The sequence below is a fragment of the Cognatiyoonia koreensis genome, from assembly GCF_900109295.1.
Taxonomy (GTDB): domain Bacteria; phylum Pseudomonadota; class Alphaproteobacteria; order Rhodobacterales; family Rhodobacteraceae; genus Cognatiyoonia; species Cognatiyoonia koreensis.
Window position 1 is genome coordinate 2,259,664 of record NZ_FOIZ01000001.1, and the last position, 24,600, is coordinate 2,284,263.

The 24,600-nt window shown below is 55.0% G+C and carries 20 protein-coding genes; 7 read left to right on the forward strand and 13 right to left on the reverse strand.

Annotation, left to right across the window (positions count from 1 at the left end):
* The first annotated feature begins 22 nt into the window (after nt 1-22).
* Nucleotides 23-856 carry a bifunctional allantoicase/(S)-ureidoglycine aminohydrolase gene (locus BMY44_RS11240; RefSeq protein ID WP_089994865.1) on the forward strand — a complete coding sequence of 278 codons (834 nt, stop codon included), beginning with the start codon at nt 23-25 and terminating at the stop codon, nt 854-856.
* Nucleotides 857-1,041: 185 nt separating this feature from the next.
* Here the strand turns inward: BMY44_RS11240 and BMY44_RS11245 are convergent, their stop codons facing one another.
* Nucleotides 1,042-1,992 carry a hypothetical protein gene (locus BMY44_RS11245; RefSeq protein ID WP_089994068.1) on the reverse strand — a complete coding sequence of 317 codons (951 nt, stop codon included), beginning with the start codon at nt 1,990-1,992 and terminating at the stop codon, nt 1,042-1,044.
* Between the two features lie 346 nt (nt 1,993-2,338).
* Between BMY44_RS11245 and BMY44_RS11250 the strand changes: the two genes are divergently transcribed.
* The 4 genes from BMY44_RS11250 (at nt 2,339) to BMY44_RS11265 (ending at nt 7,937) form a co-directional block, all read left to right on the forward strand.
* Nucleotides 2,339-3,547, forward strand: coding sequence for an NAD-dependent epimerase/dehydratase family protein (locus tag BMY44_RS11250; protein WP_089994071.1), 1,209 nt, complete (start codon nt 2,339-2,341; stop codon nt 3,545-3,547).
* Nucleotides 3,548-3,629: 82 nt separating this feature from the next.
* Nucleotides 3,630-5,198, forward strand: a complete 1,569-nt coding sequence (locus BMY44_RS11255) for a hypothetical protein (RefSeq protein ID WP_131801601.1) — start codon at nt 3,630-3,632, stop codon at nt 5,196-5,198.
* A complete protein-coding gene (locus BMY44_RS11260; protein WP_089994075.1) occupies nt 5,195-7,030 on the forward strand; it encodes a glycosyltransferase family 2 protein in 1,836 nt (611 codons plus the stop codon). The genes BMY44_RS11255 and BMY44_RS11260 overlap by 4 nt, the downstream gene beginning before the upstream one ends.
* 100 nt (nt 7,031-7,130) lie before the next feature.
* On the forward strand, nt 7,131-7,937 hold the full coding sequence (locus BMY44_RS11265) for an alpha/beta hydrolase (protein ID WP_089994868.1): 807 nt from the start codon (nt 7,131-7,133) through the stop codon (nt 7,935-7,937).
* Between the two features lie 3 nt (nt 7,938-7,940).
* Here the strand turns inward: BMY44_RS11265 and BMY44_RS11270 are convergent, their stop codons facing one another.
* The 11 genes from BMY44_RS11270 to BMY44_RS11320 all read right to left on the reverse strand — a co-directional run bounded on the left by BMY44_RS11270 (nt 7,941) and on the right by BMY44_RS11320 (nt 21,701).
* The gene (locus BMY44_RS11270) at nt 7,941-9,407 is read right to left on the reverse strand and encodes a mannitol dehydrogenase family protein (RefSeq protein ID WP_089994076.1); all 1,467 of its coding nucleotides are present in this window, start codon (nt 9,405-9,407) and stop codon (nt 7,941-7,943) included.
* Between the two features lies 1 nt (nt 9,408).
* Nucleotides 9,409-10,179, reverse strand: coding sequence for an L-iditol 2-dehydrogenase (locus BMY44_RS11275; RefSeq protein ID WP_089994079.1), 771 nt, complete (start codon nt 10,177-10,179; stop codon nt 9,409-9,411).
* Entirely contained in the window at nt 10,176-11,180 is a 1,005-nt protein-coding gene (locus tag BMY44_RS11280; RefSeq protein ID WP_089994081.1) for an ABC transporter ATP-binding protein, read from the reverse strand. Before BMY44_RS11280 ends, BMY44_RS11275 begins: the two co-directional genes overlap by 4 nt.
* 10 nt (nt 11,181-11,190) lie before the next feature.
* Nucleotides 11,191-12,021: a carbohydrate ABC transporter permease gene (locus BMY44_RS11285; RefSeq protein ID WP_089994084.1), complete on the reverse strand. Its 831-nt coding sequence runs from the start codon at nt 12,019-12,021 to the stop codon at nt 11,191-11,193.
* A 12-nt stretch (nt 12,022-12,033) separates the two neighbouring features.
* Nucleotides 12,034-12,900, reverse strand: coding sequence for a carbohydrate ABC transporter permease (locus BMY44_RS11290; RefSeq protein ID WP_089994086.1), 867 nt, complete (start codon nt 12,898-12,900; stop codon nt 12,034-12,036).
* A 113-nt stretch (nt 12,901-13,013) separates the two neighbouring features.
* The gene (locus BMY44_RS11295) at nt 13,014-14,330 is read right to left on the reverse strand and encodes an ABC transporter substrate-binding protein (RefSeq protein ID WP_089994089.1); all 1,317 of its coding nucleotides are present in this window, start codon (nt 14,328-14,330) and stop codon (nt 13,014-13,016) included.
* Nucleotides 14,331-14,432: 102 nt separating this feature from the next.
* Nucleotides 14,433-15,464 carry a LacI family DNA-binding transcriptional regulator gene (locus BMY44_RS11300; protein ID WP_089994091.1) on the reverse strand — a complete coding sequence of 344 codons (1,032 nt, stop codon included), beginning with the start codon at nt 15,462-15,464 and terminating at the stop codon, nt 14,433-14,435.
* 300 nt (nt 15,465-15,764) lie between these two features.
* Nucleotides 15,765-18,059, reverse strand: a complete 2,295-nt coding sequence (locus tag BMY44_RS11305) for an arginine/lysine/ornithine decarboxylase (RefSeq protein ID WP_089994094.1) — start codon at nt 18,057-18,059, stop codon at nt 15,765-15,767.
* 594 nt (nt 18,060-18,653) lie between these two features.
* Nucleotides 18,654-19,430: an ATP-binding cassette domain-containing protein gene (locus BMY44_RS11310; RefSeq protein WP_089994871.1), complete on the reverse strand. Its 777-nt coding sequence runs from the start codon at nt 19,428-19,430 to the stop codon at nt 18,654-18,656.
* Nucleotides 19,430-20,584: an ABC transporter permease gene (locus BMY44_RS11315; RefSeq protein ID WP_089994096.1), complete on the reverse strand. Its 1,155-nt coding sequence runs from the start codon at nt 20,582-20,584 to the stop codon at nt 19,430-19,432. The genes BMY44_RS11310 and BMY44_RS11315 overlap by 1 nt, the downstream gene beginning before the upstream one ends.
* Before the next feature lie 97 nt (nt 20,585-20,681).
* The gene (locus BMY44_RS11320) at nt 20,682-21,701 is read right to left on the reverse strand and encodes a sugar ABC transporter substrate-binding protein (RefSeq protein ID WP_089994099.1); all 1,020 of its coding nucleotides are present in this window, start codon (nt 21,699-21,701) and stop codon (nt 20,682-20,684) included.
* Nucleotides 21,702-21,876: 175 nt separating this feature from the next.
* Here BMY44_RS11320 and BMY44_RS11325 point away from each other — a divergent pair, with 175 nt between their 5' ends.
* A complete protein-coding gene (locus tag BMY44_RS11325; RefSeq protein ID WP_089994101.1) occupies nt 21,877-23,049 on the forward strand; it encodes an ROK family transcriptional regulator in 1,173 nt (390 codons plus the stop codon).
* 33 nt (nt 23,050-23,082) lie between these two features.
* Here the strand turns inward: BMY44_RS11325 and BMY44_RS11330 are convergent, their stop codons facing one another.
* The gene (locus BMY44_RS11330) at nt 23,083-23,664 is read right to left on the reverse strand and encodes a YceI family protein (protein WP_089994104.1); all 582 of its coding nucleotides are present in this window, start codon (nt 23,662-23,664) and stop codon (nt 23,083-23,085) included.
* Between the two features lie 111 nt (nt 23,665-23,775).
* Here BMY44_RS11330 and BMY44_RS11335 point away from each other — a divergent pair, with 111 nt between their 5' ends.
* Nucleotides 23,776-24,504 (forward strand): endonuclease/exonuclease/phosphatase family protein, encoded by a 729-nt coding sequence (locus BMY44_RS11335; RefSeq protein WP_089994108.1) that lies wholly within the window; start codon nt 23,776-23,778, stop codon nt 24,502-24,504.
* Nucleotides 24,505-24,600 lie beyond the last annotated feature (96 nt).

A 24,600-nucleotide genomic window follows, 5' to 3' on the forward strand; every position in this document is an offset into this window, starting at 1 on the left:
ACGGCAGACAATGGGAGTGGCGATGACGGCGAAATACTATGCCCCAAAGGGCGGACATCCCGGTCAAGATCAGCTTTTGACCGATCGCGCCGTATTCACTGACGCCTATGCCGTGATCCCGAAAGGGACAATGCGTGACATCGTCACCAGCTATCTCCCGCACTGGGAAAATACGCGCCTGTGGGTGATTGCGCGCCCGCTCAGCGGTTTTGCAGAGACATTTTCCCAATACATCATGGAAGTCGGCAAAGGGGGTGGATCCAGCCAGCCAGAAAGCGACCCAACTGCGCAGTCCGTGCTGTTTGTCGTCGAAGGCAGTGCAGCACTGTCCATCAAAGGACAAGAGCACACACTATCGGAGGGTGGTTACGCTTACCTGCCGCCCGGAACGGATTGGACACTGCACAATAAGGCTGATGATAACTTGCGCTTTCATTGGATCCGCAAAGCTTATCAGCCTGTTCCGGGTATCGCGGTACCAGACGTTTTGATTGCCAATGAAAATGACATCACGCCGAACGTGATGCCAGGAACAGACGGGAAATGGGCCACGACCCGTTTCGTCAATCCGTCTGACATCCGTCACGACATGCATGTCAACATCGTCACTTTCGAACCAGGTGCTGTGATCCCTTTCCTGGAAACGCATGTTATGGAACACGGGCTTTATGTGCTCGAAGGCAAGGCAGTCTACCGGCTTAATCAAGACTGGGTCGAAGTTGAGGCCGGTGACTTCATGTGGCTCCGCGCTTTCTGCCCGCAGGCCTGTTATGCGGGCGGTCCGGGCAGGTTCCGCTACCTGCTTTACAAGGACGTAAACCGGCATATGCCGCTGCGACTTCATCCAACAACGTAAGGCGTTTCAACGAATTATTCTTCGCGTTCCGCACTTTCCCCGATCCGTCGATCACGGGCGACAGGCCCAAATAGGGCAGCTTGTCTGGGTAGCCAGCGGTATCTATCAGATCACCGAAAGGCGAAAAGATTTCTGAACTTGGATGTATAGGCCGATCGCCACTACGAAGAACCGAGTTAGCGAAACTACCGCCAGTTGTAGGTGACGCTGAACCCGACAGTTGCATCGCCATGCGCGCGTTCTGCAATCGTTGATACATTTTCATCCCATCCGACAAATGCGGCGAGAGAGTATTTCTCGTTCAAAGTGTGATCGACTTCCAGCACTGCTTTTACCCGATCGTCTTCGCGAGTTGTAGGATCACTGCTGGAAAAGGCGTCCAGGTAAGCGCGATTGTAGACGGTGGAACGTGCCGTGACCTCTGTCTGCTCTGACAGCGGCACCCGTATCATCAGGCGCAATCCGAATTCGTCATAGCTAAAGCGCTCCAGATCGGCGCGGCGTGCCTCTGCGTATACCGTGCCTGAAATTGCAAACCGATCCTTGTTCGGACGCACCATATGGGTGAGCTGGGCGAGGTATTCAAACTGGTCAAAGCCGGCAAGGCGATCCTCGTTCTGCTCGCGATAGCCGAACCGGACCATCGCGGTCGACATTACTTTTGGGCTATGCCGATACTGCAGCTGCACGCCAACACGTTCGCGGTGATAATCCCAACTGCCTTCTGAGTGTGAGCGGTCAACGTTGCCTATGACGCGGTATTGCCAGGCGTTGTCCTCTCCGAATTTCTGCTGATAGGTGACAGAAAGCCCTGCCTGCCTACCTGACACTCCATGCGCGGTCTTATTGCCAGTGACCTCGAGATCAGCGCCATACGTCAGCTTTGCACCATCGGGCAACTTGTTTTCGACTAAGGCCGTCGAATACAGATGCGGCGCATTCTCGAATGAGACCCGCATGGTGCCATCTTCATCCATAAGCTGCCCGGCACGACCGAAACCAAGCGTCGTGCTAGCGCTGAATGACTGATCGTCGGCCACTGCCATTACAGGCAACACTGCAAGACCGAACAGACCCACCAGCCTGCAGGCCCCTGAAATAACGATGTGAATCGCCCTGTCGCCCTTGAGTGTCATGCCGTGTCCCACCACTTCTACGAATTAGACAACTTTGATCTGACCGCGCTTTGTGGCGAAAGTTAGGAGCAATTTTTACGAAAAACGTTCAATTGTCGCACCTTGCGAAACAGTCACTGTAAGCAATCGCCTTGCGACAAGTCGATTGGGACGGCGCGATCGTCCAGCGGTCGTGGTCTTTGCCCTGTCAAAGAATGCCAAGCAAATGCGAGTTCATTGACGATACGTCACCAACAGAATGTATCCAAATTCACAACATTGCCTTGCCACTGACAGAATTGGTCCCCGAATGCGCCTAAATCGCATGGTTAACGTTCCCTTAAGACAGCGAAAAAGAGGTAGCGGAATGTCTAAGAAAATTATCGTACTAGGTGGTGACGGGTTTTGTGGTTGGCCAACATCGTTGTATCTGAGTGCGCAAGGGCACGACGTGCATATCGTGGACAACATGTCTCGTCGTGCCATCGACGAAGAACTCGGTGCCGACAGCCTGACGCCGATTGCGTCCATGGAAGACCGCCTGACAGCATGGGAGGAAACCGGCGGTGCGCCGATCGGGTTCTCGAACATCGATGTTGCTAAGGACTATGCTGGACTGCGTGACTTGATCGCACAGATCAAGCCAGACACCGTTATCCAATTCGCAGAACAGCGTGCAGCCCCCTATTCAATGAAGGGTGAGCACGGCAAAACCTATACCGTCAATAACAACATCGGCGCGACGCACAACTTGCTGACCGCAATTTCCGAATTGCGTCAGGACGTTCATGTCGTGCACCTCGGAACGATGGGTGTTTATGGCTATGACGGCGACGGGTTGGAAATTCCCGAAGGCTACCTCAAGGTTTATGTGCCAGGCGACGACCGCAGTATTTTCCAGCGCGACATCCTGTATCCAACGAACCCGGGCAGCGTCTATCACATGACAAAGTCCATGGATCAGCTAATGTTCCAATTCTATGCCAAAAACGACGGCATGCGGATCACGGACCTGCATCAAGGCATCGTCTGGGGCACGCAGACTGACGAAACCCGTCGTGATGAACGCCTTATCAACCGCTTCGACTATGACGGTGACTATGGCACGGTCTTGAACCGTTTCCTGATGCAGGCGGCCGTTGGCCACCCGCTGACGGTTCACGGGACCGGTGGGCAGACCCGTGCTTTCATCCATATTCAGGACACCGTGCAGTGCCTTGCACTTGCTATCGCAAATCCGCCAGCGCGCGGTGATCGCGTGAAGATCCTGAACCAGATGACGGAAACACATCGCGTGCGTGATTTGGCGACGATGATCGCGGATGTGGCCGGCGCGCAGGTCGCCATGGTTGATAACCCACGCAACGAAGCCGCGGAAAACGACCTCGTCGTATCCAACAAGGGCTTCATTGATCTGGGGCTCGAACCCATGACGTTGGCCAAAGGCCTTTTGACTGAGACGATGGAGGTCTCTCAGAAGTACGCCGACCGTTGCCGCATGGAAATGATCCCGTGCGTGTCCACATGGACAGACAACCAAAAGCCCGGCGTCGTAACGCCGCTCGCTGCCGAATAGGCAAAGCGAAGCATCTGCGCCCCAACGTCCGGGGCGCAGATTGCCCCGAAATCGCACAGTTCTATACGTGGTGGGATAGAATATGAGAATGGTAATTCTGGCCTTGTTGGTCTTTGTCTTGGCAGGCATCTCGCTTGGCCTTTCAAGACTTGGCATCACGGAACTTGTCCCTCAGATGTTGGCGGGCAACGGGCCGCAGCTTACCTTTGAAGTCGAGCCAGATACCAAGGAAACAAGCCTTGAGGTTGATGTGCTGCGTGCGCGTCCCGACGGGGTGATGATGTTGACCCGTTCCAATGTCGCGCAGACAGCGCATTTTCAGTTGCCGCAGGATGCTGGTCTGGTCTCCGGCGTGCTTGAACTGAATTTGGCGGCGCAGATCAGCGACGATCAGAACAGTCTCTTGCGCGTTTTGGTCGGCAACCAGACGCGCGGTGAAGTTCTCTTGCGTCCTGGCCAGCGCGACATCAAGGCAGAGATCGGACTGACTTCGGACGATTTAGCCGGTGACGCGCTTGCAGTGCGCTATGCGCTGGTGAACCCCGCCGACGACGGGGCGTGCACGGTTGATGGCGGTTGGTCGAACGTGATCGAGGTCGAACAGGACAGCCGCCTAGTTTTACAGGTGGACGAAAAGAAACTGACTCCGCGCGATCAGGTCGCCGCTTGGGGCAATGTCGTACTGATCGGCTGGCCGGGTTGGCTGTCCGAAGCCCAACGGCAGGACCGGTGGTTCAGCGCAATGCAACTGGCCCAGCGCGGCTTTCAAGTGCGTTTTGTCGATGCGCCGGACAGCGAGACCCTGTCAGGCAATCCGCTCGCCGAATTGATTGCGTCTGATGTCCAACCTTTTATCACTGATGAAATCGTACCGGAATGGCCGGAATATGTGGCACAGGTAGGCGGAAATGCGGGCAAGCGCGCGTTCCAACGCGCAGCCACTTGGCGCCATTGGTATCGCATCGGGCCGAAAGATCATCAGTCAAATCCAACGGCTTTCGCATACGAAATGATGCTTGGGCCGCTGCCCAATGGTGCTGAATGGACGATCGTCGTCACGCATAATGGGTCGATTATCGACGCCGAAACCGTACCGGGTCGGGCAACTGTCCTGACGCGGACGCTGTCGCTGCGCGAGGCAGACATCACGCACAGTAATGTCATCGAAATCACAGCTACATCGGGCTATGAACCGACCGGGCTCTGTAACAACGGCCCACAACTTTACGCCGAACTACGCCCCGACACCCGGCTGATCGGTGGCGGTACGCTATTCGACAACGGGATAGAGGCGCTCAAGAACCGCATGAACCAACGCCAACCGGTTACCCTTGCTGTACCCGAGGACATGTCGCTGGTCGAAGCACAGCGGATGCTGGATCTGATTCAAGAGCTGGTCGACAAAGACTCAACCCTGCAAGTCGTTCAAGCGGATGCGACGTTGTCGGTCGTCAGACGCACGGACTATGCCGATGATCTTCCCACTCTGCCAGAGACGGCATACGTGGTCTGGTTCGACGACGACAGCCAGATCACCGCAACACCCGCCGCCGCGTTCAAAGGCGCTGACCCGGTCATTGCGCTGGGTGCGCTTGCCGTAATTGCCGATCCACTAGATCTGAACCGTAACTCATTGTTGCAGACACCATGACAACTGCTGCCGACAACCGCGCCGAAATCAACTTTGTTTCTGTCGACAGCGCACCAAAGCGCTTTGCCGGTCATGTACCACAGTGGCGTGCACCCGCATCAATCGCGTTGTTCATCGTGGTCGCCCTGGGGCAGCTATTTCTGATCAATCTGACGCCGCTCAAAGGCTTTTTCCCAAACCACGACTGGGTCTTTTCGCCCTACGAAGGGCACCACGTCGTTGCCATACGCGTTTTCATCATCTCATTTTTCATTTCGTTTTCGGCCTTCGCAGGAGGAACGCTGAAGATGCGGTTCCTCTTTGGGCTCGATCTTTTGATCACGTTCTTCTTTGTTTGTGCCATTCTCGATGTCATCAACGCAGTCTTCTACTTCATGTCAGGGCACGGCTATGGCCTGTCGCTGACAGAAATAATCAGTGGCATCCTCGGATTCGCAATCTATTCCGTGAAACTACTGGAATGGGGCCATATGCCGGCGCGCATCAGGGTCGAACACAGACCCACTAGGGAACGCAGCGCCTTGCTGCGCTTGTTCATCACGTTTGGGATCGCTGTATCTGTTTGTGTTCTTGCCTCACATGCAGATTTGCCCCTTGTCGGAACGATGCGCGAATGGGCCTTACTTGGTGGAATCGGCCCCGGCGTTTTTCTATTCTTGCCGGTCTTCTTCGGGCAGCTCTACTTTCTTGCGGTGCTTGATGTGCTCATGATGCGGCCACCACAGGTCAAACCGACCGTCAGTATCATCGTTCCCGCGCATAATGAGTCCTACATCATCGAACGCACGATCAACGCGATGGATAAGGCAGCCAAACACTACGGCGGCGATGTGCGAATTCTGATTATGAATAACAATTCCACCGACGACACCGCCGAAATCGCGACACGCACGCTGAATGCTTGCGAGGCGGCGACCGGTCGCGTCATCGACGTACCCACTCCGGGCAAATCGCATGCCCTGAATGCCGGTCTTGATGCCGCTGACACCGAACTTCTTGTGCGTGTGGATGCCGATACGCTGCTGGGTGAAGACAATCTTAGCCGCGCGATCCCCTATTTCACTGATCCCGAGGTCGGAGTCGTGGGCGGTGTGCCGATTCCACCGGGTGGTGGGCTGTTCGACCGCGCGCGGCTGCTGGAAGTGATGGTCAAACACGGCTTCTATTCCGTTGCCATGGGCGCGATCAAAGGGGTCGTCGGCATTCCCGGCATGTTCGTGGTCTACCGCACAGAGCATCCCCGCTACCTCGGCGGATTTGTTGAAGGCATGAACGGAGAGGATACAGACATTTCGCTACGTATTGGCGAGCTTGGCTTCAAATCCGTCGTTGATCCGCGCATCCGCTACATCTCTGAAGTGCCTTCGGCCTATGAGCACATGCGTGAACAGCGCATGCGCTGGTTCCGCTCAATCTATCATATCTCGTCACGCTGTCGCGATTTGATCTATTCCGATTGGATCACGATCCGTGGAAAAATCATGCTCCCGTACATGCTGGTCAATTCGGCACGCCGGGCGATGCTGGTCCCGCTGATCTGCTTTGGAATCATCGAATATGTCGCCGCATTCAATCCCGATAGTCCGCTTATCTGGCAAGCTATTCTTGCCGTATTCCTCGGGGCTCCGTCGTTGATGGCTGTGGTTGCCACGTTGTTGAACGGCATGCCGCGCGGCTTGCTTTGTATCCCGGAATATCTGATCTTTCGGATCTTGCGCGCTTATTTCACGCTTGAATCCATGATGAGCATTTCACTTTCGAACGTGCGCCAGGTGCAGGAGGATGCATTTCGCAAGGATGTCGTCCCAAACAAGCCTATCCGCGTCGCCTAATTCATCGAGCTTTGACCGCAGGCTGGATTTCTCATTCCCTGCCAATCCGCTAAGATATGAGCTGACAGATGGTGTGACTGCTTTCAGCGCAAAGGGCAATATGATTGATTGGGACGATGCATTTGCCAATATGGCGCACATTCCCGATAGCGATGGATTGCCTGAACAATGGATGGCCGATGCCGCCGCGTTTCGCGATAGCGGAGTCAGAATCCAAGAACACCGTTACGGCGATGCGCCACGTGCGCTGCTTGACGTCGTGATGCCCGGGGGCCAACCAAAGGGGCTCGCTGTTTTTGTCCATGGCGGTTACTGGATCGCGACGGACAAGGCCACTTGGACCCACTACGCCGCGGGTGCGCGGGCATTGGGCTGGGCAGTGTGCCTGCCGCAATACACGCTTGCCCCCGAAAGCAGGATCAGCGCAATCACGCAGCAGATCGGAAAAGCCATCGAATACGCGTCAGAAATCATCGATGGGCCCATTTGCTTGGCCGGCCATTCTGCGGGCGGGCATCTGGCAAGCCGGATGGTTTGTGAAGATACACCGCTTTCGATCCACACCATGGAACGAGTCACGCACTGCCTGTCGATCAGCGGGCTGCACGACCTGCGTCCGCTGACGAAAACGCGCATGAACGCACAACTGCAGCTATCCGATGATGAAGCGACGCAAGAAAGCACAGCATTGGCATCACCTCACCCGCACGCACGGCTGACCGCTTGGGTGGGTCGCGATGAAAGGCCGGAATTTATCAGGCAGGCTCAGGCGCTTCAGGCAAGCTGGAAGAGCCATCGCGCGCAGGTCAATCTAGTCATTGAAGATGGAAAGCACCATTTTTCGATACTGGACGGACTGGAAAAGGCAGATAGCCCGATCACACGGGCATTTGTTGGTCTGGAATAAACGTCAGGTGTTGAGATATTTCTGTAAAGCTGCTTCCATTCCATCGCTCCAGATCATCCGTAGCCAATCGCCAAAGCTGGACTTCAAATGCTGGTGTTCAGCCAAATCGCCGTAAAGATCACGCTGTTCAAGCCACGCGTCCGGGTTCGTTCTCGCAGCAATCGCGGCCGCGTTCAATTTGCTCCAAATTGGATCATTCGGTTCAATAGTCGACCCGTCTTCGCGTGTGCCTTCACACATGCGCGCCCAGATCGCCTGTCCCAGTGCAAGCCCGCTTATTTCGCCGCCTGCCTCTAGCGCATCACGCAGCGTCGGCAGAATAAATCCGGTCTGGCGCGAAGATCCGTCAAAGGCGACGCGGCGCACAGTGTCGATGATCTCGGGATTAGAAAAACGGCGGTCAATGAGATCGACATATGACACGGCGGTCATGCCCGGGACAGCATCGACGTGCGGTGCGATTTCTTGCGCGGCAACTTTGCGGAAGAATTTGCCGATCAAAGGATGATCCATGCAGCCCGATATGAATTCAACGCCAAGCACCTCGCCCGCATCCGAAATCAGCTGGTGGCCACCGTTCAAGATACGGATTTTCATCGACTCGAACGCGTGCACATTATCTGTAAACGTCGCCCCAGCCTTGTCCCAAGGGGGACGGCCCGCGCAGAACGCATCCTCAATCACCCATTGACGGTAGTTTTCGTGGGTCACGGGTGCTGCATCGTCGATGCCGAATGTCTTGACCAGTTCCAGCTCTTTCGGGCCGGTTGCGGGCACGATGCAATCCACCATGGAGTCTGGGAAGGTGCAGTTCGCGTCAATCCAGTCTGCAAGATCAGGATCAGACATGCGTGCAAGAGAAACGACGGTCTGGCGCAGAATGGTTCCATTGCCTTGGAGATTGTCACAGCTTTGCCCTGTAAACGGACCGGTGCCATTGTCACGGCGCTGTCTAAGTGCCGCAATCATCGCTCCAAATGCGGTGCGCGGTCGTTCAGGGTGCGCTGCATCGTGCTGCATGTCCGGGTCGTCGACATCGAAGGCCTTCGATACCGGATCAATATAGTAGCCACCTTCGGTCACGGTCAGCGCAACGATGCGAATTGCCGGATCGGACATTTGCGCGATGAGTGCTGCATTGCCATCTTCGACAGGGACAAACCCGATCATGGGACCGATAACCTCTGCCGAACGGCCGTTGGGATCGAGCTCGATCAACGTCGTCAGATAGTCCTGAGATTCCAGCCGCACGCGTTGGGCATCGTCGTTCTGACGGACACCGGCCCCGATTATTGCCCAATCCAGCGCAAGCCCTTGTTGCATCAAGCGGTGCAGATACCAGGCCTGATGCGCACGATGGAAATTACCTAACCCGATATGGACGATCCCGGGCTCAAGCGCCGATCGGTCGTATGTCGGGCGCAGGACGGTATCAGGCAAAGCGTTCAAAGTGGCATTAGATAGTTTCACGTCAGCTCATCCAGTTTCCGCCGTCGACATTCAAAGTCTGGGCCGTGATGTAACGCGCCTCGTCAGAGGCAAGGAATACGCAAGGGTCTGCGATGTCTTTCGGATCGCCCATCCGCCCAAGTGGAACGGCGTCGCCAACTTCACGCTTTTTCTGACCCTGCGGTTTTTTTTCGTACTCGGCGAACTGCGCATCGACGATGTCCCACATCGGCGTATCAACGACGCCGGGTGCAATTGCGTTCACGCGGATATTGTCGTCTGCCAATTCTAGCGCCAAGGACTGTGTGACCGAAATGACCGCAGCCTTTGTAGAGCAGTAGATCGTGATGTTCGGCTCGCCACGGCGGCCGGCCTGACTTGAAAAGTTAATGATCGCACCGCCGCCGCGCTTCTTCATGCTAGGTACGACGGCCTGAATCGCAAAAATTGTGCCGCCGACGTTCACGTCATACTGGCGGCGGTAGTCTTCGACGGTGATCTTGGCGATCGAAGCCATGTTGAAGATACCGGCGTTATTCACCAGTATATCGACCCCGCCCCAGGCTGCCTCGACCTCGGCAACTGCTCTCGAAATCGACGCATGGTCGGTCACGTCCACCGCCACCGGCATACCTTGCGCACCGAGCGCTAAAGCCGTTTCTTGGGCTTCGGGCAAGAGCAGATCAGCGACGGCGACTTTTGCGCCAGCCGCGACAAACGCTTCGCAAATCGCGCGACCGATGCCACGGGCACCGCCGGTCACGATCGCCACCTTGCCGTCGAGCCGTTTCATGCAATACGCAGTCCCTGCGTATCAAACTTATGGATCTGGGCTTCGTCAGGAGTGACAAAGACGCTGTCGCCATGGCGCACAGACACCTCGCCGCTGGCCCGAACGGTCATCGGATCACAGCCAGGCACACCATGGATATGAATGAAAGTATCTGACCCAAGGTGTTCGGCAACGCCAACGGTCCCCTGCCACGCGCCTTCGGTTTCAGACACGCGAATATGCTCGGGGCGGATACCGATTGTCTGGGCACCGCGTTTACTTGCCTCTTCACCAGTCACGAAGTTCATTTTTGGAGACCCGATGAAGCCTGCCACGAACAGGTTCTTGGGCGCACGGTAAAGTTCGAGCGGGCTACCGACCTGCTCAATGACACCAGCCTGCAAAACAACGATCTTGTCGGCCATAGTCATGGCTTCGACCTGATCGTGCGTGACATAAACCATCGTCGTTTGGAGCTTTTTGTGCAGCTCGGAAATTTCCATGCGCATCCCGACCCGCAGAGCGGCGTCTAGGTTGGACAGCGGTTCGTCGAAAAGGAATGCATCAGGTTCGCGAACGATCGCACGGCCGATGGCCACGCGCTGCCGCTGACCACCCGAAAGCTGGCCCGGACGACGGTCCAGATAGTCAGTCAGATTCAACGCTTTGGCCGCGGCCTCAATACGCTTTTTCTGTTCTGCCTCTGGCATCTTGGCCATCCGCATCGGAAACGCGATGTTCTTGCGTACGGACATGTGCGGGTAAAGTGCGTAGCTTTGAAACACCATCGCAAGCCCGCGCTTTGCGGGTGGCAATGCGGTCGCATCTTTCCCGTCGATTTCGATGTTGCCACCGCTTGTGTCTTCAAGACCAGCGATCAGGCGGAGCAATGTCGACTTACCGCAACCGGATGGGCCAACGAAAACCACGAACTCACCGTCTTCAATTTCAAGGTCCAAAGGCGGGATGACTTCAACGTCACCAAACGACTTTTTGACCTGCTTGAGCTGTATGCGTCCCATGTTTTGTTCCTTACTTTACAGCGCCGAAGGTCAAGCCCCGGACAAGTTGTTTCTGGCTGAACCAGCCAAGGATGAGGATCGGCGCGATGGCCATTGTGGAGGCCGCGCTCAGTTTCGCATAGAACAGGCCTTCAGGACTTGAATAGCTGGCAATGAATGCGGTCAGCGGCGCGGCCTTTGCGGCAGTCAAGTTCAAGGTCCAGAATGCCTCGTTCCATGCAAGGATGAAATTCAGCAGCAAGGTGGAAGCGATGCCGGGCACCGCCATCGGGGTAAGGACATAGAGAATTTCGTCCCTTAGGGAGGCCCCGTCCATCCGTGCCGCTTCAAGGATCTCACCAGGGATTTCCTTGAAGTACGTGTAAAGCATCCAGACGATAATCGGCAGGTTGATCAGCATCAGCACGACAACCAGACCGACGCGAGTATCGAGAATGCCAAGTTTGATGAACAGCAGATAGATTGGATAGAGTACACCAACGGCAGGCAGCATCTTCGTCGAAAGCATCCAGAGCAGGATATCCTTTGTCCGATTGGACGGAACGAAAGCCATAGACCAAGCGGCAGGTACTGCGATGATCACACCTAAAATGGTCGAGCCGCCGGCGATGATGATCGAGTTCCACAGGAAACGCATGTAATTAGAACGTTCCTGAACGACAGCGTAATTCTCAAGCGTCCAGTCAAAGAACAGGAAGACAGGTGGATCGGCGATCGCCTGTGCTTCGGTTTTGAAGCTGGTCAGGATCGTCCAGAGGATTGGAAAGAAGATGAGGATTCCGATTGTCCAAGCGACAGCGGTATTCAGCATCTTGCGGTTGGTCGAGACAGCGCGTGCCATGATCGTCTCTCCTTACGCGTCGAGGTTCTTGCCAACGATGCGCATCAGGAAGATGGCAACGATATTGGCGAGAATGATTGCATAGACACCACCTGCGGACCCAAGGCCGACATTCTGGCTTTCCAGAACCCGCTGGAAGATGAGGTAAGTCAACGTCCGTGTTCCAAAGGCACCGCCCGTCGTTACGAAGATTTCCGCAAAGATCGATAGCAGGAAGATGGTTTGGATCAGGATTACGATAGTGATCGCCCGCGACAGGTGCGGCAAAATGATGAACCAGAACCGTTTCAGGAACGGGGCACCATCCATTTCGGCAGCTTCAAGTTGCTCGCTGTCGAGTGACTGGACCGCTGTCAATAGGATGAGCGTTGCAAATGGCAGCCACTGCCAGCTGACGATCAGCACGATAGACTGCAAGGACGCCTGACTGAGCCATTCCACGGGCGTTGCTCCAAAGAGCCGCCAAAGATGCGCGAAAAGACCGTTCACCGGGTCCATAAAGATGTTTTTCCACACAAGGGCGGATACCGTCGGCATGACAAAGAATGGTGCAATTACAAGAATTCGCACGACGCCCTGGCCCCACATCGGCTGATCCAGCAGCAATGCGAGCACGATGCCCAGAACGACGGTAATGACAAGAACGCCACCCACAATGATCAGTGTGGTCAGAATGCTTGGCCAGAATGCGCTGGACGTAAAGAAGCGGACGTAGTTGTCGAACCCGACAAATCCCTGATCGCCACCACGCAGGGGCAGATACTGTCTGAACGAAAACCACAAGGTCATCGTCAGGGGAACAAGCATCCAGCCTAAAAGCAGGATGACTGCGGGTGCCAACATCAGTCTGGCAGCGGATCGCGAATGCTGTGTGGCCATAACGGAAAGCTCCTCTGTTGACGGAAATCATCCGTCGCAGACGTCAAACGATTCTGGAGTATACTAGGGTAGGGTCTGCGGGGCAGTCACGCTGCCCCGCAGAATGGATCGGCTTAACGGTAGCCGGCAGCTTCCATGGCGTCGTTTGTGATCGCCTGAGCTTTTTCCAGTGCTTCTTCTACAGTTTGCTGACCTGCATAGACAGCCGAGAATTCCTGGCTGACTTCAGATGCAATACCCGCAAATTCCGGGATCGCCGCAAACTGAACGCCGACGTATGGGACCGGATCAACTGTTGGGTTGTTCGGGTCAGCCGACAAGATGGAGTCCAGAGTCATCTGTGCAAAAGGAACAGCCTGGTACTCTGGGTTTTCGTACAGGGATGTACGCGCACCTGGAGGAACATTGGCCCAGCCTTCGTTTGCAGCAACCAGCTCGATGTAGTCCTTTGATGTGGCCCACTCGATAAACTGCTTGGCTTCAGCTTCCTGCTGTGTGCCGGCAGGGATGCCGAGCGCCCACGCCCAGAGCCAGTTCGAACGCTTGCCGAGACCAGTGTCTGGTGCCAGTGCGAAACCAACCTTGTCAGCAACTTCGCTGTCATTCGGGTTTGTGACGAAAGATGCAGCAACAGTTGCGTCAATCCACATGCCGCACTTGCCCTGCTGGAACAGCGACAGGTTTTCGTTGAAACCGTTCGTTGCATAGCCAGCCGGACCGGATGCATCCATCATGTTCTTGTAGAAGTTAAGCGTGTTCGCCCATGCTTCTGTGTCGAACTGGGCATTCCAGTCTTCGTCGAACCAGCGTGCGCCAAAGGAGTTGGACATAGCAGTGATGAATGCACCACCTTCGCCCCAACCGGCCTTGCCACGCAGGCAGATGCCGTTGATGTCGTTGTCACGATCCGTCATCGCAGCCGCAGCTTCGGCGATGAATTCCCAAGTTGGCGCGTCAGGCATTTCCAACCCGGCTGCTTCCATGAGATCGGTGCGATACATGATCATCGAGCTTTCGCCGTAGAATGGAGCCGCGTAGAGCGTTCCGTCATGGCTCAGACCGCCGGCCATTGCTGGCAGGATATCGTCAACGTCATATTCTTCGGACAGGTCGTCCAGTGGGACCAACCAGCCATTTGCGCCCCAGATTGGCGTTTCGTACATGCCGATTGTCATGATGTCGAACTGACCACCATTGGTGGTGATGTCCGTTGTGACACGCTGACGAAGAACGTTTTCTTCAAGCGTGACCCACTCGACGGCAATGCCTGTCTCTTCTGTGAACTGGTCTGTATAACCCTGCATACGGATCATGTCGCCATTGTTCACAGTTGCGATTGTCAGAGTTGGCGAATGGCTGTCGGCAAAAGCAGCAGTTGCCGCGACCGAGACCATTGCAGAAGCTGCAAAAAGTGCACTCTTCAGTTTCATCCGGTTTCCTCCCTTGATTCCTTGGATGTCGTAACGGAAGCATCCGCTATCGATTAACGCGCGTCAACGAAAATTTTACGCGCGTTAAATTATTGCATGTTTTCAGGCTGATGCCCTGAGTACCAAACGAGCGGGAAAGACCACCTCTGTACGAGGCAACGATTCGCTATCCTCTTGGATCAACTTGAAAAGCGTCTCGACGCTGCGGTTTGCCACTGCAAGATAGTCGTGTGCAACAGTTGTCAATGAAGGTCCTGTGAATCGGGAAAACGGATGATCGTCATGAGATGCAACCCGCATGTCGCATTCCGATCCGCGCCCCACGCGCACCCCCTGCTCAAATGCCGCCGCAAGAAAACCGATTGCAAGACGATCGTTACTGCACAGGATCGTGTTGGACTTCATTTCACCGCTTGTCAGCAAGCGCATTGCGCCGTCATATCCGATCTCTTCGAACGCCCAACCGTCGCCTTCGACTTGCACAATCTGTGGCTCCAGTTTCAACTTGTCCATCATTTCCAAGTAGGCTTTGCGACGCTTGTTGGCATTCGGGTTTGGCGGATGTCGCATTTCAAAAAAGACCGGTTCAGTACCGGTTCGCGTCAAATATTCGACGCTTTGCGAAACAAAACTGTAGTTGTCCGACCCTACGAATGCAGCGCCCAAACCCTCGAGATTACTGTCAAAAAGGACTGTCGGCACGTCGTTGCAGAACTTTTCAATCGCTGCCTTGTTCGAGATACGACCCAAGGGGGCCAACAGAACACCCGCCGGTTTCTGCGAACGCAAACTGTCAAGCACTTCCACCTCAAATTCAGGCGACCCATGCGAGGAATACAGGGATGGCCAGAACCCTGCATCAATGCAGCGACGTTCAATGTTTCGGGCAATTTCACCGAAGAAAGGGTCAGCCAGATAGGGCACAACAACCCCAATCGTCTTGGTCAACTTCCGGTTCTGATTGATGGCAAAGATGTTCGGGCGGTAATCGTATTTCTTGAGCGCCGCCTCGATCCGTTCACGGGTTGTGGCACGCACGCTTTCGGGGTCATGAAAATACTTCGATACCGTCGGCCGCGAGATGCGGCTGACCTCCGCAAATTCCTCCATGTTCTTGATGTGCCGACGACCCATATCTTCAACCCCGTATTTCGTGTCGCGGGCGCATAAGTTGCATGTTGTAAATATTTATTTTCCGAAACTTTACGCGCGACATGAAATTTCTAAGGCGAAGAATCATAAGCGGTCAACAATTTTTCGCAACTTTACTTCTGGAAAGGAATCCCGCTCGAGAGAAATGCAATTGCGCGCCCAAAGATGAACCCTTTGAAAAGAAATGAGAAACGTTCAATCATTTCGGTCGGCAACAGACCTATGACTAAGACGCCACTTTCGAATAGCGGAAGCGCGCCTCTCGGCACAAATGCCGCTGTGCTATTCCTTTGCGACGCAGTCAGCGAAGTACTGCATCTGCCCGCTCTCATCTACTTCTTGAACAAGGCCGTGTATGTCGGTCTCGAAGCCAGGACATTCCTGCGCGAAGGTGCGGTTGAATTTCAAGTATTCCACGATCTTCTTGTTGAAGACCTCTCCTGGGATCAAAAGCGGAATGCCAGGTGGATACGGCGTTACAAGACTGGTGGTGATCCGCCCTTCCAGATCGTCAATTGGCACTCTTTGCGTTGTCCGCGCAGCGATGCTGGAAAATGCATCCGTCGGCTTCATCGCAGGCGTCAGATCGCTGAGATACATATCAGTCGACAGGATCGCCACATCATATTTGGCGTACATCTCATGAACGTGCTGACATAGGTCGCGCAAACCCATTTGCTCATAGCGCGGCTGCTTGGCGCAGAATTCCGGCATCGAGCGCCACATCGGTTGATTTTTGTCGTAATCATCCTTGAACTGCTGCAATTCGGTCAGAAGCGAATTCCAGCGACCTTTTGTGATCCCGATGGTGAACATGACGAAGAAACTGTAGAGCCCTGTTTTTTCCACCACGACCCCATGTTCGGCCAGATACTTGGTCACGATGGACGCCGGAATGCCGCTATCCTCGAAACGCCCGTCAAGGTTCAGTCCCGGCGTGATGATCGTGGCTTTGATCGGGTCCAACATATTGAAGCCGCGCGCCATGTCGCCAAAGCCGTGCCAAGAGTCTTCTCCGTCAGACCGTTGAACTCCTTCCGCGTCTGTCCGCTTCAGCACCCAGTTTTCCGGGCTCTCGACCCCGTCTTCATCAAGTTCGTCCGGGCCCCAGACCTGAAACCACCAGTCTTCGGCACCATACTCGTCATCGACCTTGCGCATTGCACGGCGGAAATCGAATGACTCCAGCAAGCTCTCCTCAACCAGGGCTCGCCCGCCCGGAGGTTCCATCATCGCCGCTGCTACATCACAACTTGCGATGATGCTGTATTGCGGGCTGGTGGAGGTGTGCATCAGGTAGGCTTCGTTGAACAGATGTCGGTCCAGTTTGGTGTCCTTGCTATCCTGTACAAGTACGTGGCTGGCCTGACTGATCCCTGCCAAGAGTTTGTGGATGGACTGGGTGGCATAGGTCACAGAATGGGTCGGACGCTCGCGCTTGCGGCCCATGGAGTGAAAGTTGCCATAAAAAGGGTGAAAGGCGGCGTGTGGCAGCCATGCTTCGTCAAAGTGCAGATTGTCGACATACCCGTCCAACATATCCTTGATGGTTTCTGTGTTATATAGCACCCCGTCATAGGTGGATTGGGTCAGCGTAATGATCCGCGGCTTGACTGCATCTGCATCAACATGGGCCAGTAGCGGGTTCGCGCGAATTTTTGCTCTGATCGACTCAATCTCGAATTCGGACTTATGGATCGGCCCGATGATCCCATAGTGATTTCGTGTCGGCTTCAGGAAGACTGGGATCGCGCCTGTCATGATGATGCTGTGCAGAATCGACTTGTGGCAGTTGCGATCTACAACGACCACATCGCCTGGTGCGACCGTGTGGTGCCAAACCATCTTGTTGGACGTGCTGGTGCCATTGGTCACAAAAAAGCAGTGATCCGCGTTAAAAATGCGGGCAGCATTGCGTTCGGATGCGCCGATAGCTCCGTTGTGGTCCAGCAATTGGCCCAGCTCTTCAACCGAATTGCAGACATCGGCACGCAGCATGTTTTCACCGTAGAACTGGTGATACATCTGGCCAATCGGGCTTTTCAGGAAGGCAACTCCACCGGAATGCCCAGGACAATGCCAGGAGTACGAACCGTCCTCTGCATAATCTAGAAGCGCCTTGAAGAACGGCGGCTGGATCCCTTCGAGATAAGCCTTCGCATCATGTATGATGTGACGCGCGACGAACTCTGGCGTGTCTTCGAACATGTGGATGAAGCCATGCAATTCCCGCAGAATATCGTTGGGCAGATGTCGGCTGGTTTTGGTTTCGCCGTAGATGTAGATCGGCACATCCTCGTTCTTCCACCTGACCTCTTCGATGAAATTCCGCAGGTTTAGAACGGCAGGATCAAGGTCCGGCCCCGGCGTGAATTCATCATCATCGATAGACAGAACAAAAGCGCTGGCACGCGATTGCTGCTGCGCGAACTGCGACAAGTCACCAAAGCTGGTCATGCCCAGCACTTCGAAGCCTTCTCTCTCGATCGCATCGGCAACTGCCCTGATCCCAACTCCGGAAGAGTTATCCGAGCGGAAATCCTCGTCGATGATCACGATGGGAAAGCGGAATTTCATGGAATTCTCCAGTGTGTGCACAACTAGCTGTACGTTTAGTTAGGGCGTCTGGTCGGCACGAACACACGCTGAAATTCGACTCGGATTCTGCTAGTGAACTTCGCTCCAAGCCATCCCAATATGCGCAGCCCCGCCCGCACCAAGCAAGCGCCAAATCGCAGCAATCCCTGAGCGACAATCATTGCATTTTCGCAGCATTCATCCACGCTGCGCTTACACCTTCGCACTATGTCTCTTGCCCTCATACATGTGCGGAATTTTGCAAGCGACGCAAAAAGATGAGCCGTCAACGGTGCGTCCGTCGAGCTATACACCTTGCAAAGAACTGTGACAGAACCGATCAAGTATCTTGAAATAGGACATGGCCTAAAGCTGTTCGACCAGCATACCCGTGGGCTGGACGTAATCCATCACGGATAAATCTTCCTGCGTCATGAAAAGACGATCCTTGCGCATGTCACCAACGCCGAAGCCGACCTTGGTTCCGCTGCAACCAATGTCTGAAGCTAGCGGAACACTGGAGTGACGTCGCTGACGGCGGAATAGGTGTTGTCCGACATCCTGTCGCGCTTCCCGGCCGGCTTGGCCAGCTGTCTATGCAGGAACAGCTGTTTTTTGTGGCTCTTTTGCCCCCGTCATGAATGCAACCGCGTCGGACATTGTGTAGTCTTTGGGATCAATGACGCAAAGCCTGCGCCCAAGCCGATGCACATGAATGCGATCCGCAACTTCGAAGACGTGCGGCATGTTGTGGCTGATCAGGATAATCGGGATACCACGAGAACGAACATCAAGGATCAATTCCAGCACTTTCCGCGATTCTTTGACCCCCAACGCAGCCGTCGGTTCATCAAGGATGATAACCTTCGATCCAAAAGCCGCAGCCCGCGCAACCGCAACGCCTTGGCGTTGACCACCCGACAGTGTTTCGACCGCCTGATTGATGTTCTGGATTGTCATCAAACCAAGATCGTTCAGTTTTTCACGCGCGGCCCGTTCCATCGCCTGCTTGTCAAGCTGCCGAAGGTACTTACCCCGCCACCCCGATTTGCGCAGTTCGCGACCCATGAACATATTGTCCGCAATGGACAACGCAGGACTTACGGCAAGCGTCTGGTAGACAGTTTCAATGCCGGCATGACGTGCGTCGTTGGGCGAGGCGAACTGTACTCGCTTGCCTTCAAGCTCGACCTCCCCATGATCTGGCTCGACCGCACCGGACAGCGCTTTGATCAACGTTGATTTTCCGGCACCATTGTCACCGATCACGGCGAGAATCTCACCAGGATAGAGTTCGAAGTCGCAGTTATCGAGCGCGACAACCTTGCCATAGCGCTTGGTGAGGTTGCGGCCTCTGAGAATGGGCTCCATCATGCTGCTACCTTTCTAATCCATTGGTCGATGCCGACTGCAAGAATGATGAGCGTGCCGATCAGCATGAAAGTCCATTGCGGATTGACACGTGCCATCCCAAGACCAAGCATGAAGACACCGACGATCAACGCGCCAAAGAAGGCCCCCCAGATCGAACCCCGCCCACCAAAGAGCGAAATTCCTCCGATCACCACGGCCGTGATAGATTCGATATTTCCCTCGAGTCCGGTCGAAGCACTGGGCGATACGGATGCAAAGCGCCCGATCAGAGACCAGCCAGCAATTGCTGAAATAAGTCCAGCGAGCATGTACACCGACATCAGTGTCCGCTTGACGTTCACACCTGCCAGTTCGGCGGCTTCGGGGTCATCACCCACAGCATAGACATGGCGACCCCAGGCTGTAGAGCGCAGCATGTAAGCCAGCAGGAAAGTCAATCCGATTAGCGCCAGCACGCCGTAGGTAATCTTTGTCTGCCAGATAAGGTCTAGCAGGAACTGATCAGTATCGTTGGGGCGAATGCGCTCGTAGGTAACACCTTGTAGGCGCTCGATCCAATTGACGAACTGTTCATTTGGCTTCAGGCCGAGCCACTGCAAGATTGGCGCTTCCTCGCGGATTGTGCGCGCGCGAATTGTTTCATTCTTTGAGTAGATGTAGTTGGCCGCCAATACGATTTGCCACACGCCAAGTGTCGCGATAAATGGCGGGATCTTGATCCGCGTCACAAGCCAACCAGACAACGCGCCAATCGCTGCGCCAGCTGCGAGGCCGCACCCGACTGCAATGGCCGGCGGCAATCCGTAGCGGAACGTGAACTGCCCCATGATGACAGAGCAGAAGACCGCAATTGCGCCGACTGACAAATCAATACCTGCCGTGAGGATCACGAGCGTTTGCGCCAATGCTAGGATGCCCACCACCTGAATTTGCTGAAACACCAGCGTCATTTGCGGCAGGAAACGCGGACCCAGCCAACCGGTAAAGATCAGGATCGCGCAAACCAGCACAACGAGCGGAACCAGTGAAGGTGTTTTGTGCAACGCACTTTGACTGCGCATAAGGAAAGATTTGTCGCCGACGTCAAAGGCAACAACCGTCTGGGACGCCCCTTCCAATCCTTTTTCGTAATTGTCTGACTTCTCTGACATCGATCCCCCCAATCAAGCGCGTTCAAGCGCATTTGCTGGAAGGGCGGATCGGAATCCGCCCTCCACATCTCAGTTTTAGCCGTTTGGCCTATCTTTATCAGCCCCAGCAGAGATCGGTGCCTTCTTCGACAGAGATGCTGTCCACACCGTCGACAGGGGCGTCAGTAACAAGTGCAACGCCTGTGTCAAAGAAGTCCTTACCCGGAGTATTCTCCGGCAACGTTCCGTCCTTGGCAAATGCCGCAATCGCTTCGATACCAAGCGATGCCATGAGCAGAGGATACTGCTGGGATGTCGCGCCGATTACGCCATCAGCGACATCAGCTACACCGGGACAACCGCCGTCGACTGATACGATCAGCACCTCGTCCTGGCGGCCTGCTGCAACCAGCGCCTCATACGCGCCGGCAGCTGCCGGTTCGTTGATCGTGTAGACGACATTGATTTCTGGGTCTGCAGCAAGGCAAGTTTCCATTGCGGTCCGACCACCCTCTTCATTACCGGCAGTCACTTCGTTGCAGATGATGCGTGCATCGTCTTCGTCGCCCCACATGGACGGATCACCAAGATCGATACCGAAACCTTGCAAAAAGCCCTGATCGCGCAGTACGCCAACAGTCGGCTGACTGATGGCCAGATCGAGCATGGCAATCTTTGCGTTTGCAGCGTCGTCACCAAGTGCGCCCGCTGCCCATTTGCCGATCAGTTCACCGGCAAGAAAGTTGTCAGTGGCGAAGGTGGCATCTGCTGCGTCGATTGGATCAAGCGGCGTATCAAGCGCGATCACAAGGATTCCCGCGTCCCGCGCATCGCGAACAGGTTCAGCAATTGCAGCTGTGTCCGAAGCCGTAATCAGGATGCCCGACGCGCCATTTGCGATACAGGCCTCAATTGCGGCAACCTGTGCCTCGTGATCGCCATCCACCTGACCGGCATAGGATGCGAGCGTAATGCCCAGCTCTGCCGCGGCGGCCTCGGCGCCTTCGCGCATTTTGACGAAGAACGGGTTCGTATCTGTCTTCGTGATAAGGCACGCGGACGTCCCATGACCATCGGCCATAGCGGCACCTGCAGATGTAATTGCGGCAACGGCAGTGCCAATCATTAGCTTTTTCATATTGTCCTCCCAGACGAATTTTTTTGCAGAGCGTCCACTCCGCTTAAGACGGCGATTTCCGCCACGTGGCGCAAAAAGGCACGATTCGAGCGCGGCTGTCAATTAATTAATTAACTTTCTTTATTAATCGAAAACGCCTATGAATGGGCGCGGAGGAGACCTATAGAAAGTGCGCATGGATGACGGGATAGTCAGATCGATAAGCACGGGGCTAAGCCAACGGGGAGTTCGTGATCACAATGAGCGGCTGCTCCTTTCGCTGATTCAGCGCAACGGCGGCGTCCCCGCAAGTGATCTGGCAAAATGGGCAGGTCTGTCGCCGCCGACAGTCTCAAGCATCCTGCGCCGTCTCGAAGCTGACGGCCTTGTCATGCGCGGTGACCCTGTGCGTGGAAAGGTGGGCAAACCCTCTACTCCTATGATGCTCTCCCCCGAAGGAACATTCTCGTTCGGGCTAAAGATCGGGCGACGGTCCACTGAACTTGTGCTTATCGATTTCAGCGGGAACGTGCGCGACGAACGCCACATGACCTATCTGCGCCCGCTTCCGGACGAAATCCTCGCGTTTGTCGATATTTCTATCAATTCGATCACGAACGAACTCTCCACTCATGAAGCAGAGCGGATCTGCGGCTTGGGCGTCGCGGCAGCCTTCGAAATCTGGAACTGGCCAGACCGGCAGGATGATGCGCGGACCGAATTCAGCGAATGGCGTTCCGTGGATCTGCGCCACGAACTCTATATGCGAACCAGCCTGTCCGTGTCCTTACTTAACGATGCCACTGCGGCATGTCAGGCAGAACACACGTACGGCCGAGGCAAAGAATTCCGCGATTACGCCTATTTCTTCATTGGTGCCTATATCGGTGGCGGGGTCGTACTGGACAATGCGGTCTACGAGGGGCGTCAGGGCAATGCCGGTGCATTGGGTTCACTGCGCAGTATCGGCCCGAATGGCGAAAGCATGCAGCTTGTCGACATGGCATCCATTCGCCAACTGGAAATGCGGCTGAATGAGGTCGACTTAAACCCACGACTCCTTTGGGCCGATCCGGACAGCTGGACCACATTTTCAAGGTACGTCGATCCGTGGATCGGTCAAACTGCGCAAGAACTGTCGAAGGCCGCGCTCTCTGTTTGTTCGGTTATCGACTTTGAGGCGATACTGATTGATGGTGCCTTTCCACGGTTCATCCGGGATGAATTGGTTGATCGGGTGCGGCGCTACGTCAACACACAAGATACACGCGGCCTTATCAGGCCGCGGATCGAAGCCGGCAGTATCGGCCGAAAGGCACGCGCCATCGGTGCCGCTACGCGGCCGATCGACAGTCAATTCATGCTATAGTTTGCGCGATTGAATCCATGATTGCTGGCCGACTCATTCCACCTTCATGGCTTCGGTTTCGATCTGGATATCGACGACATCACCCACAAGACCGTTGTCCACTCCATAGGTCATTCCGAATTCGCTTCTGTTGATTGTCGTGTTCATGGACAGGCCGAGGACGTCCCGCTTATGGCCAAAAGGGTATGGTGCGGATTTGTTTAACGTCACTTCAAGCGTAACTGGCAAGGAATTGCTAAGGATCGTCAGATCACCTGTCACGGTTCCTGTGGTTGCGCTTGTGGCATTCCCCCCCGTTGCGGTGAAAGTGATTGCCGGATGTGCGCTGACATCAAGAAAATCGGCCTTACGCAAATGTTCATCGCGCGCATCATTGAAGCTTTCCACGCTGGCGGCGTCGATGTTCACACTCACAGCACCCAGTTCCTGCGTCGCAGCGTCATACATGAAATTGCCCGACACAGTCGTAAAAAGGCCCAGCGTCTTGGCATAGCCGATATGATCCACGGTGAAGAACACGGTCGTGTGTGCAGGGTCCAGTTCATAGGTCGCCATTTCTGCAAAGGCGCCAGAACCAATGGCTGTGATGAAGGCAGTTGTCGCGACAAAACGCATTGGAAAACTCCGTTATCTGTTGGATGAAAGTAATTTCGCTATAGGTATCAGGTGACTGTGTGCCAAGCACTCACTGTTGGGTCGGTTCACTGAAACGTGAGAGGGTCGGTTGTGTTGGAGCTGAGCTGTGCGACGTGGAACATCCACCGTGCAAAAGGACGGGACGGAAACGTCAATCCCGGTCGGGTCGTCGAAGCGATCGGAACAGCGCTTGTTCCGCACGCTGACGACATCCTCGCACTGCAAGAGGCGGATGGCGAATGCCGTCCGCATGCCAGTATCTTGGATGTTGCCCGTGTCGCAGAACTGACGGGATTGGATTATGTCCATAACACACTGTCACTGCGCTGGGGGCCACAAAGCGACGGTTTTCTGGGCACGATCCTGTTCCTTCATCCACGTTTTGAGCAGGTCCACGCAGACCTGATCGACTTGCCTGGTCATTGCCATCGCGGCGCAGTTTCCGTTGAAACAAAGGTAGATGGCAAGATGTGCAGGATCATGTCCACGCATTTATCATTGTCGCAACCCCTCCGGATCATACAGATGCGTATCATCGGGCAGTACCTACGCCGCCGCCCTGACATGCAGACAATTCTACTGGGTGATCTGAATGAATGGCGACCCTGGGGCGGGATAGCGCTTTCACGTAAATGCGTGGGTACGAAGTTGTGCGGCCCATCACTTGCAACATTTCCGACAGGGCGGCCGCTTCTTCCTCTGGACCGCATTTTGACCAACGCTCCAGGAACGGTGAAAGACGTTAGTGTGATCGACACGCCAGAAACGAACCTGGCATCGGATCATCGCCCGCTTGCCGGACGGGTCATCGTTGGATGAATTTTGGCGGCAAAACGCTGATGAAAGCCAATTGGTACAGTAGTCAAAACCGAAAGGTGGTCTAGATCAAAGTTCAGGAATAGCGCGAAGAGCACG